Raw genomic sequence first — 12502 nt, forward strand, 5'->3', positions numbered from 1 at the left:
AACCGTAATGTCAAAAGATCCTTTTCTGGACAGAGAAGCTGAAAAGTACGAAAACCCTATTCCAAGCCGTGAATTTATTCTGGCGTTATTAGAAAAACGAGAAAAACCGGCCAGCCGTGAAGAGCTGGCACAAGAGATGAACCTGCAGGAAGAAGAACACCTCGAAGCCTTGCGCCGTCGTTTACGTGCGATGGAGCGTGACGGTCAGTTAGTTTTTACCCGCCGCCAGTGTTATGCCTTGCCAGAACGTCTCGATCTGCTCCGTGGAAAAGTCATTGGCCACCGTGATGGCTATGGCTTTCTGCGCGCAGAAGGACAAAAAGACGATCTCTACCTGTCTGCGGAACAGATGAAATTCTGCATGCACGGCGACGTGATTCTGGCCCAGCCACTGGGTGCGGATCGCAAAGGCCGCCGTGAAGCCCGTGTGGTGCGGGTACAGGAACCGCGTAACAATCAAATCGTCGGCCGCTACTTTACGGACGCGGGCGTGGGATTTGTGGTGCCTGATGACAGCCGTCTGAGCTTCGACATCCTGATTGGCCCTGACGAAACCATGAATGCCCGAATGGGCTCCGTGGTGGTGGTTGAACTGTTGCAGCGCCCGACGCGTCGTTCGAAGGCGATCGGCAAAATCGCAGAGATTCTGGGCGATGACATGGGCACCAGTCTGGCGGTCGATATGGCGCTGCGCACGCATGAAATTCCGCACAGCTGGCCGCCAGAAGTTGAGGCTCAGGTGGGCAAACTGAATGAAGAGGTCCCGGAGTCGGCAAAAAAAGGCCGTGTTGACCTTCGCGATCTGCCATTGGTCACTATTGATGGTGAAGATGCGCGCGACTTCGATGATGCGGTTTACTGCGAGAAAAAACGCGGCGGCGGCTGGCGGCTGTGGGTCGCGATTGCAGACGTCAGTTACTATGTTCGTCCCGGCACACCGCTTGACAACGAAGCGCAGCAGCGCGGTACCTCGGTCTATTTCCCTTCGCAGGTGGTGCCGATGCTGCCGGAAGTGCTGTCGAACGGCTTGTGTTCGCTGAATCCACAGGTCGATCGCCTGTGTATGGTGTGCGAAATGACCGTGTCGTCAAAAGGTAAGCTCACCGGCTTTAAGCATTATGAAGCCGTGATGAACTCCCATGCACGTCTGACCTATAACAAAGTCTGGAATATTCTGCAGGGCAATCCGGAACTGCGTGAGCAATATGCGCCGCTGGTGAAAGACCTGCAGGAACTGCACAACATGTATCAGGTGCTGGAAACGGCCCGTGAAGAGCGCGGCGGCATCTCATTTGAAACCGAAGAAGCGAAATTTATCTTCAACGCGGAACGTCGAATTGAACGTGTCGAGCGCACCTCACGCAATGATGCTCACAAGCTGATTGAAGAGTGCATGATTCTGGCAAACATTGCCTCCGCGCGTTTCGTCGAGAAGCATCAGGAACCGGCACTGTTCCGCGATCACGATCGTCCCAGCGATGACAGTATCAAAAGCTTCCGCACGGTATTGAATGAGTTGGGTCTGAGCTTACCGGGCGGTAACAAACCGCAGCCGATCGATTACGCCGCGCTACTGGATCAGGTTGCCGATCGCCCCGACGCGGAAATGCTGCAAACCATGCTGCTGCGTTCCATGAAACAGGCGGTGTACGATCCGGAAAACCGGGGCCACTTTGGCCTGGCGCTGGCCTCTTATGCGCACTTCACTTCGCCAATCCGCCGCTATCCGGATTTGTTACTGCATCGCGCCATCAAGTATCTGCTGGCAAAAGAGCAGGGCGAAGTAAAAGGCCTGACCACGGCTACCGGCGGCTACCATTACGATATGCAACAGATGCTGCAGCTGGGCCAGCACTGCTCCATGACAGAGCGCCGTGCCGATGAGGCCACTCGCGATGTGGCAGACTGGCTGAAGTGTGACTTTATGCAGGATCAGGTAGGCAACGTCTTTAACGGCGTGATCTCCAGCGTGACCGGATTCGGCTTCTTTGTGCGCCTGAGCGATCTCTTTATCGACGGGCTGGTTCATGTCTCTACGCTGGACAACGACTACTATCGTTTCGATCCGGTAGGGCAGCGACTGATTGGCGAATCTGGCGGTCGTACCTATCGCTTGGGCGATACCGTTGAAGTGCGGGTCGAAGCGGTCCATATGGACGAGCGTAAAATCGACTTTGCGCTGGTTTCCAGCAAGCGCCAGGTACGTGGCGAAGGCAAAACGGAACGGGATAAGGCGAAGCGGAACGCTAAGGCACCGACGAAGCATCGCCGCCAGGCCGGTCGCAAAACGAATTTCGAGCCGGATTCAGCCTTCCGCAACAGCAGCAGTCAGCCTGCTGCAGCAAAGACTGAGAAAAAAAGTAAAAAAGTTTCCGAGAAAACCCGTAAAATCGCCGCCGCCACCAAGGCTAAGCGTGCCGCGAAGAAGGCGAAGCCGGCCTGATGCGCACATCAGCCCCTGCGTGCATGCAGGGGCTGTTATCCATTCATTTCCAACCACTGAGCAGATTGATGAGCGAAATTATTTTTGGTATCCATGCCGTGCAGGCGCTGCTGGAACGCGATCCTCAGCGTTTCCAGGAAGTCTTTATTCTCAAAGGCCGCGACGATCGTCGCCTGCAACCGCTGGTGACCGCGTTAGAAGCTCAAGGGATCGTGATTCAACTGGCCGATCGTAAATGGCTGGACAGCCAGGTGGAAGGCGGCGTACATCAGGGGATCGTGGCGCGTGTGAAGCCGGGCCGCCAGTATCAGGAAGGCGATCTGCCGGATCTGCTGCAGAGCCTGGAAAAGCCGTTCCTGCTGGTGCTCGACGGCGTTACCGATCCCCACAACCTCGGTGCCTGCTTACGTAGCGCCGATGCCGCAGGCGCCCATGCCGTGATCGTCCCCAAAGATCGCTCCGCACCGCTGAACGCGACGGCGAAAAAGGTTGCCAGTGGTGCGGCAGAAAACGTTCCCCTCATCAGGGTAACCAATCTGGCACGCACCTTGCGCCTGCTGCAGGAATATAACATCTGGGTCGTCGGCACCGCTGGCGAAGCCGACCATACTGTATACCAAAGCAAGATGACCGGGTCGATGGCGCTTGTCATGGGGGCTGAAGGTGAAGGGATGCGTCGCCTGACGCGTGAGCACTGCGATGAGCTAATCAGTATCCCTATGGCAGGCAGCGTTTCGTCCCTCAATGTGTCAGTGGCCACTGGCGTCTGCCTGTTTGAAGCGGTTCGTCAGCGTAACGCGTGATCGCTGCCGCAATTTAGTCTTTCTGTCCGGTCATAATGGTGGCTCACCTTACATACTGAGTGAGTGATATCCGCGAGGAGCCGTTATGACCTGGACAACTCACACCGTTTTCAACCAACCTTTTCCCCTCAGTCACAGCAATCTGTTTCTGTCTGATGTTCCGCTGTGTGACGCACTGCAGCGTGAAGGCGGCGGCTGGGACAGCGAGTGGCTGGCGTCAGTCGGCAGGCAGCTGGGCAGTGCAGAATCGCTGGAGCTGGGCAGGCTCGCCAATGCCAGTCCGCCTGAACTCCACCGTTATGATGCACGCGGCGTCAGGCTGGATGACGTCCGCTTTCATCCAGCCTGGCATGTACTGATGCAGGGCCTTTGCGCCAGCCGTCTGCATAACCTCAGCTGGCAGCCTGACGTACAGCCAAATGCCAGCGTGGCCCGTGCGGCACGCTTTATCTTGCATGCTCAGGTTGAGGCCGGAACGCTCTGTCCGGTGACCATGACCCACGCGGCAATCCCTTTACTACAGCGTTATTTGCCTGCCCGGTTTGAGTCCTGGCTTGAACCCTTACTCAGCGATCGTTACGACACGCATGCGGTTCCGGGCGATCAGAAGCGCGGTCTGCTGATTGGCATGGGCATGACTGAAAAGCAGGGCGGCAGCGATGTGCTGACCAACACGACGCGCGCAGAGCCCCTGGACAGGCGCGGAAGCGGTGAAGCCTATCGTATCGTCGGGCATAAATGGTTTTTCTCTGTGCCGCAAAGCGATGCGCATGTGATTCTTGCGCAAACGCAGCAGGGGCTCAGCTGCTTCTTTCTGCCACGGCTGCTGCCGGACGGTTCACGAAATGCCATCGTCATTGAGCGGTTAAAAGACAAGCTCGGTAACCGATCCAACGCCAGCAGTGAGGTGGAGTTCAGGGAGGCGACCGGCTGGCTGCTGGGCGAAGAGGGCGAAGGCGTTCGTCTGATCCTGAAAATGGCGGGCATGACGCGTCTTGACTGCGCGCTGGGCAGCCACGGCCAAATGCGCCGGGCGTTTTCCGTTGCGCTGTACCACGCACATCAGCGTCAGGTCATGGGCAAAACTCTGGTGGATCAACCGATCATGCGTCAGGTGCTGGCGCGTCAGGCCTTGCAGTTAGAAGGGCAAACGGCACTGCTGCTACGCCTGGCTCGTGCCTGGTCTTCTCCCGCCAACGTCCATGAAGCCGCCTTCGCCCGGTTATTCACCCCGGCGGCGAAATATGTGATCTGTAAAGCAGGTGCCCCCTTTATCGCTGAGGCCATGGAGATACTGGGCGGCGTGGGCTATTGCGAAGACAGCGAACTGCCTCGCCTCTATCGTGATATTCCGGTTAACAGTATCTGGGAAGGATCGGGCAACGTGATGTGCCTTGACGTATTAAGAGTGGTGGGCCGCCAGAGCGGCACGCTGGACATGCTCAGGCAGGCGTTTGACGCCGTTAAAGGCTGTAACCGCCATTTCGATCGCAGCTGGCGACAGCTGGCTCTGCACCTGAGCAAAATGGATGAGTCGCAGGCCCGTGAACTTACCAACAGGCTGCTGCAACTGGCGACGGCGGCACAGTTGTTGAAGCACGCCGAGCCGTTAGTGGCGGATGCATGGTGCAGTCAGTGGCTCGACCCGCGCGGCACGCGCAAAATCGAGGGGCCACTGACCGACCGCTTACTGGCGCGCGCCAGCGGCAGGTGAGGCGCCATACAGGATGGCAGTTGTGTACCAGATCCCGGGGGTAACCGTTTCGTCGACCATCAAAATCTGATAATAAACGGCACCGGCCTGATTCGCGCGCGCAGCAATGGCACGCTGCGCGTCGTCAGGCGAGCCTCTTACGCTGGCGCTGATGGTGCCCAGCTTCGGTAAACCACCACTCTGGGCACGGGTAATAGACTGCGCGTGACCTGTTGGCGCGGGCGGGGCCTTTGGCGTCACCTGGAACAGCGAGCAGCCACTTAACAACAAACTTAACGTCAGTAACAGAGCGTAACGCATAGCAGATTTCTCGCCGTCAGGTTAAGTGGATAAGTGTAAGCTACCCGCCCGTTATCTTCACGATTTGATCGAGAAAACACTGACCAGCTGCGTCAAATGATGCCCCTTGTCGCTCAGGCTCTGGGCCGTGTTTTCTGCCTGTGCAACCAGCTCACTGTTTTGATGGGTAGCCTGGCTTATCTGGTTCATCGCCAGATTGACCTGACCAATGCCCGCCGTCTGCTGTTGTGCGGCAACGTTAATCTCACCCATTAATGCCTGAACCTGCTCAATATGCGTCACGATATCGCTCATCGCGTCACGGGTTTGCTCCGACAGTGTATGTCCCTCCGCAACGTGACGTATCGAGGTCGCGATCAGCGTATCGATCTCTTTTGCCGCCTGTGCCGAACGCTGTGCCAGCGCACGCACTTCGGCTGCCACTACGGCAAATCCACGACCGTGCTCACCTGCACGCGCGGCTTCGACGGCGGCATTCAGGGCCAAAATATTGGTCTGGAACGCGATGGACTCGATAACGTGGGTAATTTCGGCAATGCTCTGCGAAGACACGTTAATGGCCGACATCGTGCTGACCGAGCGGGTCACCGTCTGGTTGCCATTACTCACGATACCGCTAGCCTCCGCGACCAGCGACATGGCCTGACGCAGGCTATCGGCGGTGTGCTCAACGGTCGCACCAAACTGCTCCATGCTGGCAGAGGTTTCTTCAACGCTGCTGGCCTGGCGGCCAATCTGCTCACTGATGTTGTGGCTGCTGGCTGCAATGGTATCCGTGCCGTCACTGATCTCCTGCGCGGCACGGCGAACCTGGGCAACAATCTTCTCCAGCCCCTCGCCGATGCCGTTAATGGCGTTAATCAACTGACCCACTTCGTCATGACGCGTGGTGTCCAGATGCTCCAGCAAATTGCCGGCGGCATACTGCTCAGCTAAGTGAATAACCTGTTGTAACGGTCGCGTGATGGCGCGGCGGCTGTACCAGACAAAGCAGGGGGCAAACAGCAACACCAGAATCAGGCCGGTGATAAGAAACAGATTTCGGCTGTGAATAACCGGAGCCAGCAGGCTGTCACGATTAACTTCACCGACCACAATCCAGTTCCAGCCGGGCAGCTGTTGCCAGGCGAGCATCTTCGTTTCACCGTCGATTTCGACTTGCTGAACACCCTCGGGCTGCGCCAGCATCTGCTTCATGACGCTATCCTGCCAGTCTGGACGCTTGCCTTCATTTTGTTTATCAAACAGATATTGTCCCTGCGCCGCGCCCGGCGAACCATTGAGCACATAGAAATGCCCGCTGTCGCCCAGGCGGCGAGCCAGCACTTTTTCGCGCATCAGGCCGTACTGCTTATCGATCTGGACGCCGACAAACAGAATCGCGATGACGGCACCGCTGTCGTCTTTAATCGGTTGATACTGCGTGATGTAACGGTGATCGAATAAGGTGGCCAGGCCCCGGAAGGTTTCCCCCTTCATGACGCTTTTCCAGGCGGCGCTGGCAGGATCAAGTTGGGTACCGATCGCCCGGCTGCCATCCTGTTTCTTCAGGGACGTGGAAATACGGATAAAATTGTCACCATCGCGGACAAAAATCGTCGCGACAGCCGAGGTGCGATCCGTAAAATCATCGACGGCGATCTGATCGAGGTTAAGGGTTTTAAGGCCGGCACGCAGGGTCGGTGTGGAAAATTCGCCGACCTGAACACGTGCGGTTTCATCGCGGCTGAAGCGTTTAGGTAAAAAGCTGACGAAGAGCTGAGTATAGTTGCCGACTTCCTGCGTCAGCGTCGCATTAAACATGGATGCCATCTCGGTGATGCCCTGCACCTGATTAACCATGTCATCGACGGCAAGACTTTCCAACTGGCGTGAAGCATTCTGGCTTTGGATAAGGGTTAACGCCAATAACAAAACGCCTACGCTGAAGGAAGTGATGACGCATAGCTTCACTCCAAGGCTCGTTCTGCTAAGAGAGAAACGTTTCATAGATTACCTTTGTTTTCTTGTCAAATATGCATTAACAACGGCAGCGCAGCGGAAATATTTAGTTTAGAAATTATTACTATTGTAATGTTGTAAACCATTACCCAGGTTATCGTCGTTGGCGAGGCGCTAAAGGCCGCCCCTGCTTCAGGAGAAAATATGATTGAACTCACCACGGAAAGGCTGGCAGGTATTGAATGTTTGCATGCAGCACCCGCAGGCCAGCGCCAGCAGCGGCTGCCAACGGTCGTGTTTTATCATGGCTTTACCTCGTCGAAAGAGGTTTATGCCTACTTTGCGGTGGCCCTGGCCCAGGCGGGGTTTCGTACCCTGATGCCCGACGCCGATATGCATGGCGCACGCTATAACGGCGATGCCGACGCGCGGTTTAGCCATTTTTGGGACATCCTCAAACAAAACATTGATGAATTCCCGTTGATAGAGGCCGCGTTACGCGCTGATGACCTGATTGCCGGCGACCGTCTTGCCGTCGCCGGGGCCTCAATGGGCGGAATGACGGCGTTAGGGGTGATGGCGCGCTATGCGCATATTCACAGCGTCGCCTGCATGATGGGGTCCGGCTATTTTATGCAACTCAGCCACACGCTGTTCCCGCCTGTCACGGTAACGGGCCCGGAACAGCAGGCACAGTTCACAAAACGGATGGCGCCGCTGGCGGATTACGATCCCGCTGCCCGGCTACATAATCTCGCGGACCGCCCCCTCCTGCTATGGCACGGTGAGGCCGATGAGGTCGTCCCTTTCGCAGAAACCCAGCGGCTGGAACGGGCTCTGCATGAGCAGAGGCTGGATGCCCATCTTGTTTCGTTATCCGAAAAGCATATCGGACACAAAATTACGCCGTCGGGCCTGACGGCGCTGGTCAGCTTTTTTAAGCGCCAACTCTAGCCCGTAAACGACAGCGCCTTCCGTTTCAGCCTCTGTTTGCCTCTGCATTCCCGCTTTCCGCACACAAGGGCGGAAAGCGGGCGTCTCCCGACAATTTAAATGAAATCCCCGCTTGAGTTTGTGCGTTGCCGCCAGTATGATTACGCGTCAATTTTTCAGCTGCATTCAGAGGTGTGTGTCATTACAGTGACTCACAACCTATAACGTTCCTTGCTTCCGTGGGCCGCAGCTGACCCTGACAGGAGGCTGAATAATCCGTAAGGAGCAATTTCGATGCGTCATTACGAAATCGTATTTATGGTTCATCCTGACCAGAGCGAACAGGTTCCGGGCATGATCGAGCGTTACACTGGTGCTATCACTGGTGCAGAAGGCACGATCCACCGTCTGGAAGACTGGGGCCGTCGTCAGCTGGCTTACCCGATCAACAAACTGCACAAAGCACACTATGTTCTGCTGAACGTAGAAGCGCCGCAGGAAGTGATCGACGAGCTGGAAACGAACTTCCGCTTCAACGACGCCGTTATCCGTAGCATGGTTATGCGCGTTAAAAACGCGGTAACTGAAGCATCACCGATGGTTAAAGCGAAAGACGAGCGTCGTGAGCGCCGCGAAGATTTTGCTAACGAATCCGCTGATGACTCAGATGCTGGGGATTCTGAAGAGTAATCCATCGTGACGGTTAATCGGCTGCGCTTGTCTGGCACGGTGTGCAAGACGCCAGTCCGTAAAATTAGCCCGTCAGGAATTCCGCACTGTCAGTTCGTGCTTGAGCACAACTCGGTGCAGAAGGAGGCCGGATTTCACCGGCAAGCCTGGTGTCGAATGCCTGTTATTATTAGCGGCAGCGCCCATCAGGTGATTACTCAACATATAACGGTCGGCACGCAACTCATTCTCGAAGGCTTTATCAGCTGCCATCAGGCGCGAAATGGTCAGAGTAAAATGGTGTTACATGCCGAGCAGATTGAATTGATAGATTCTGGAGACTAGCCAAATGGCACGTTATTTCCGTCGTCGCAAGTTCTGCCGTTTCACCGCGGAAGGCGTTCAAGAGATCGATTATAAAGATATCGCAACGCTGAAAAACTACATCACTGAAAGCGGCAAGATTGTACCAAGCCGTATCACTGGTACTCGCGCAAAATACCAGCGTCAGCTGGCTCGTGCTATCAAGCGCGCGCGTTACCTGTCTCTGCTGCCGTACACTGATCGTCATCAGTAACGGCTGTTGTCCATTAACGACTTTAAGAGGATAAGGTAATGCAAGTTATTCTGCTTGATAAAGTAGCAAACCTGGGCAGCCTGGGTGATCAGGTTAATGTTAAAGCGGGCTACGCTCGTAACTTCCTGGTTCCACAGGGTAAAGCTGTTCCTGCTACCAAGAAAAACGTTGAATTCTTCGAAGCACGTCGTGCAGAACTGGAAGCCAAACTGGCTGACGTTCTGGCAGCATCCAATGCTCGCGCAGAGAAAATCAACGCACTGGGCACCGTTACCATCACGTCTAAAGCAGGCGATGAAGGTAAACTGTTCGGTTCCATCGGTACCCGCGACATCGCTGATGCAGTCACTGCAGCTGGCGTTGAAGTCGCTAAGAGCGAAGTTCGTTTACCGAACGGCGTTCTGCGCACCACCGGTGAGCACGAAGTGGACTTCCAGGTTCACAGCGAAGTCTTCGCGAAACTGATCGTGAACGTAGTAGCAGGCTAATTTTTAGTTACCTGCCACACCTGAACGCCGACACTAGTGTCGGCGTTTTTGTTTTAACGACGTAACAGAATTCCCTTCTCTGTCTTGCAGATTCAGGCTCCTCCGGGCATGTTCAATATAAAATGAAACGCGATTTTATTATTGGCTACGTCCATGCATATCCTTCTGTCGAATCCGTGTTCACCCGTCGAAATGGGTTTTTTGCCTGCGCAACGCGGTGCTGTTTGCTCCGGGGACGTTCTTACCCCGCGATCAAAAGCGGCTACGTGCTGTATCGAATCGCCCAGACGATATTGCCTCGAAAGGGGTTTTTGCCGGTTATCGTTTTCTGTTAGCGGGGCTGATATTGTTTCTTTTCGCCCTGGTGCAGCGCAAACCGGTTTACCGTTTATCCCCCGCCAGTTTAGTCAGCTTGTCCTGTTGGGTAGCATGCAAACCGCCCTTCAATACACGTTTTTCTAAATCGGGCTCGCGTTTACCACAGGGGTAAAAGGTTCGATCATGAACGCCACGGACACATTTTTTAGCATCATGCTGGCGCATTTTATCTATCAAAATGACAGGCTCAGCGACAACAAATCGCCTGGCTGCCTTCTGGGTTTTAGCGGCGTGATGCTGGTCAACCTCGAAAGTAGACTGAGTGATTTTCAGTTTGTCTGGCAGGGTAACGGCTTTGTGGTGCTGGCCGCGTTTCTCCTCTCTGCCGCCACGCGATAGGGAAAACGCATTTCTCACACTATCGATCCGAAGGTGATGACCGGCTGGCAGTTGGCTCTGGGCGGGGCGTCATGGTAATGGGCGGTGGCCTGGCGAGTGAGACGCTGCAGATCAACAGTATCGGTGCTGGGGCGGTGTTGGGTTATCTGACGCTGATCTCGTCAGTGCCCTTTGCCTTGTGGAGCGTGCTGCTAAAATATAACCGCGTCAGCATGATTGCGCCGTTTAACGTCGTGATGCCTGTAGCAGGCACGGTGCTCTCCGCCGTTTTCCAGGGTGAAGATATGTTGGGCATCAAGTATCTGCTTGCCCTGCTGCTGGTCTGTTCGGGGATCGTGCTGGTCAATAAAATCAAAAAAGCGGGATAACGGACAGCCGGTGACGTGAGCCACCGGTTATCGCTTATTCTACCCGTAAAAAGCTGCCGTCCGGCTGGCGGGTAAACAGCACCGGGCCGTTCGCGCCATCCAGCGTTAAACCTGTCACGACGCCTTTTGCATCCCGACGGATTTTCACCTGTTGGCCCTCTTTTAATGTGCTGAGCGGCTGATCGTTACCTTCGACGCGCGCCATCGCAAAGACGTCATTCACCGGAAGATTATTGTCGCGGAACAGCTGCGCCAGCGTCTGCCCGGACGCAATCTGGTAGCTATGCCAGTCACCCTGAGAATCGGCCTTTGCCTCTGGCTGAGACGCGGATTGAGCCGGTTTGTTATTGTAGATGTCCGCCTGCATCGGCACCTCTTTTTCTGCCGAAGGCGTCACAGGCCGTTCTACCGGATACTGTGGCGTGCTGGACGGCCAGAGAAAGGCCAGCAGCAGGATGAGTAAAGCGAGCACGATCCCACGACGGTGGAAAGCCGGCAGCGGGTCCATCCAGCGGATATCGTCTGTGAAATGCCAGATTCGATAAAGCCAGTGAGGCAGGCGAGACGAGACGTTTGAAGGCATATCAGGTTCCTCCGCTCCGGCACCTTGCGGCCGCGTTCGTTGCGGCAGCCAGGCCTGTAACCGGGTTAAAATACGCAGTGCGTGCGTCCTGCGGCGACGAGGGGCAATCTGGCCCATATTTTCTCTCTTTCTTATAGTGCCACTGACAAGGAAAAACTTGTCACTTATACAGTATGGGCAATGTGGACGCGAAGTGCCTGCCAGCATTGATAAATTTGACCTGCGTATTGTTTCTCTTTCGCCAGCAAAAGTCATCTGCGGCGCTGTGGATTTTACGCCAGCGGCCTGCGCTGCTATGCTGCCCGTCTTACTATATCCGAGAGTGAAAGGAACGAAGATGACTACCCCTTCTTTCGACAGCGTCGAAGCACAAGCAAGTTACGGTATTGGTTTACAGGTTGGCCAGCAGCTGCTGGAGTCTGGTCTGCAGGGGCTGCAGCCAGAAGCACTGCTCGCGGGCCTGCGCGACGCGCTGGAAGGGAACTCACCCGCGGTGCCTGTTGATGTGGTCCATCGCGCGCTGCGTGAAGTCCATGAGCGTGCGGAAAGCGTGCGTCGTGAGCGCGTGGAAGCGATGGCCGCAGAAGGCCAGGCTTTCCTGCAGGACCATGCCCAGCGCGAAGGCGTCAGCAGCACCGAGTCAGGTTTACAGTTCAGCGTGATGACGCAGGGGGAAGGTCCGATTCCATCGCGCCAGGACCGCGTACGCGTGCATTACACCGGTAAACTGATCGACGGCACCGTCTTTGACAGCTCAGTCGCTCGCGGCGAACCGGCTGAATTCCCGGTTACCGGCGTGATTGCGGGCTGGATCGAAGCGCTGACGCTGATGCCGGTGGGTTCCAAATGGGAACTGGTTATTCCACACAACCTCGCTTACGGCGAGCGCGGTGCGGGTGCGTCCATCCCGCCATTCAGCACCCTGATTTTTGAAGTTGAGCTGCTGGAAATCCTGTAAGGATAAAA

12 protein-coding genes and 1 pseudogene are annotated in these 12502 nt (G+C 55.7%); 10 read left to right on the forward strand and 3 right to left on the reverse strand.

Translation table 11 applies throughout. The features are described 5' to 3' along the window. Nucleotides 1–7 precede the first annotated feature (7 nt). The 3 genes from rnr to DFO57_RS09795 all read left to right on the forward strand — a co-directional run bounded on the left by rnr (nucleotide 8) and on the right by DFO57_RS09795 (nucleotide 4960). Nucleotides 8–2443 (forward strand): ribonuclease R, encoded by a 2436-nt coding sequence (gene rnr, locus DFO57_RS09785; protein WP_013027397.1) that lies wholly within the window; start codon nucleotides 8–10, stop codon nucleotides 2441–2443. Nucleotides 2444–2511: 68 nt separating this feature from the next. Then, entirely contained in the window at nucleotides 2512–3246 is a 735-nt protein-coding gene (gene rlmB, locus DFO57_RS09790; protein ID WP_028715853.1) for a 23S rRNA (guanosine(2251)-2'-O)-methyltransferase RlmB, read from the forward strand. Between the two features lie 85 nt (nucleotides 3247–3331). Then, the gene (locus DFO57_RS09795) at nucleotides 3332–4960 is read left to right on the forward strand and encodes an isovaleryl-CoA dehydrogenase (protein WP_110015308.1); all 1629 of its coding nucleotides are present in this window, start codon (nucleotides 3332–3334) and stop codon (nucleotides 4958–4960) included. Here the strand turns inward: DFO57_RS09795 and bsmA are convergent. Then, nucleotides 4934–5260: a biofilm peroxide resistance protein BsmA gene (bsmA, locus tag DFO57_RS09800; protein ID WP_014594721.1), complete on the reverse strand. Its 327-nt coding sequence runs from the start codon at nucleotides 5258–5260 to the stop codon at nucleotides 4934–4936. The genes DFO57_RS09795 and bsmA overlap by 27 nt on opposite strands. A 57-nt stretch (nucleotides 5261–5317) precedes the next feature. After that, nucleotides 5318–7249, reverse strand: a complete 1932-nt coding sequence (locus DFO57_RS09805; RefSeq protein ID WP_013027393.1) for a methyl-accepting chemotaxis protein — start codon at nucleotides 7247–7249, stop codon at nucleotides 5318–5320. Between the two features lie 156 nt (nucleotides 7250–7405). Here DFO57_RS09805 and yjfP point away from each other — a divergent pair, with 156 nt between their 5' ends. The 6 genes and pseudogenes from yjfP to DFO57_RS09835 all read left to right on the forward strand — a co-directional run bounded on the left by yjfP (nucleotide 7406) and on the right by DFO57_RS09835 (nucleotide 10953). After that, complete coding sequence (gene yjfP, locus DFO57_RS09810) at nucleotides 7406–8155, forward strand: esterase (RefSeq protein WP_014594719.1); 750 nt, start codon at nucleotides 7406–7408, stop codon at nucleotides 8153–8155. Nucleotides 8156–8428: 273 nt separating this feature from the next. Then, nucleotides 8429–8824: a 30S ribosomal protein S6 gene (gene rpsF, locus DFO57_RS09815; protein ID WP_013027391.1), complete on the forward strand. Its 396-nt coding sequence runs from the start codon at nucleotides 8429–8431 to the stop codon at nucleotides 8822–8824. 6 nt (nucleotides 8825–8830) lie between these two features. Further along, nucleotides 8831–9148 carry a primosomal replication protein N gene (gene priB, locus DFO57_RS09820; protein ID WP_199226576.1) on the forward strand — a complete coding sequence of 106 codons (318 nt, stop codon included), beginning with the start codon at nucleotides 8831–8833 and terminating at the stop codon, nucleotides 9146–9148. Nucleotides 9149–9152: 4 nt separating this feature from the next. Continuing rightward, nucleotides 9153–9380, forward strand: a complete 228-nt coding sequence (rpsR, locus tag DFO57_RS09825; protein ID WP_000135199.1) for a 30S ribosomal protein S18 — start codon at nucleotides 9153–9155, stop codon at nucleotides 9378–9380. Between the two features lie 38 nt (nucleotides 9381–9418). After that, nucleotides 9419–9868: a 50S ribosomal protein L9 gene (gene rplI, locus DFO57_RS09830; protein WP_013027389.1), complete on the forward strand. Its 450-nt coding sequence runs from the start codon at nucleotides 9419–9421 to the stop codon at nucleotides 9866–9868. A gap of 122 nt (nucleotides 9869–9990) precedes the next feature. After that, nucleotides 9991–10953 (forward strand): annotated as a pseudogene (locus DFO57_RS09835) (DMT family transporter). Between the two features lie 34 nt (nucleotides 10954–10987). Here DFO57_RS09835 and DFO57_RS09840 read toward each other — a convergent pair. Further along, complete coding sequence (locus DFO57_RS09840) at nucleotides 10988–11653, reverse strand: LysM-like peptidoglycan-binding domain-containing protein (RefSeq protein WP_024471140.1); 666 nt, start codon at nucleotides 11651–11653, stop codon at nucleotides 10988–10990. A 220-nt stretch (nucleotides 11654–11873) separates the two neighbouring features. Between DFO57_RS09840 and fklB the strand changes: the two genes are divergently transcribed. After that, complete coding sequence (gene fklB / locus DFO57_RS09845) at nucleotides 11874–12494, forward strand: FKBP-type peptidyl-prolyl cis-trans isomerase (RefSeq protein WP_014604905.1); 621 nt, start codon at nucleotides 11874–11876, stop codon at nucleotides 12492–12494. Nucleotides 12495–12502: the final 8 nt, after the last annotated feature.

Source organism: Pantoea sp. AG702, from assembly GCF_003182295.1.
Taxonomy (GTDB): Bacteria; Pseudomonadota; Gammaproteobacteria; order Enterobacterales; family Enterobacteriaceae; genus Pantoea; species Pantoea ananatis.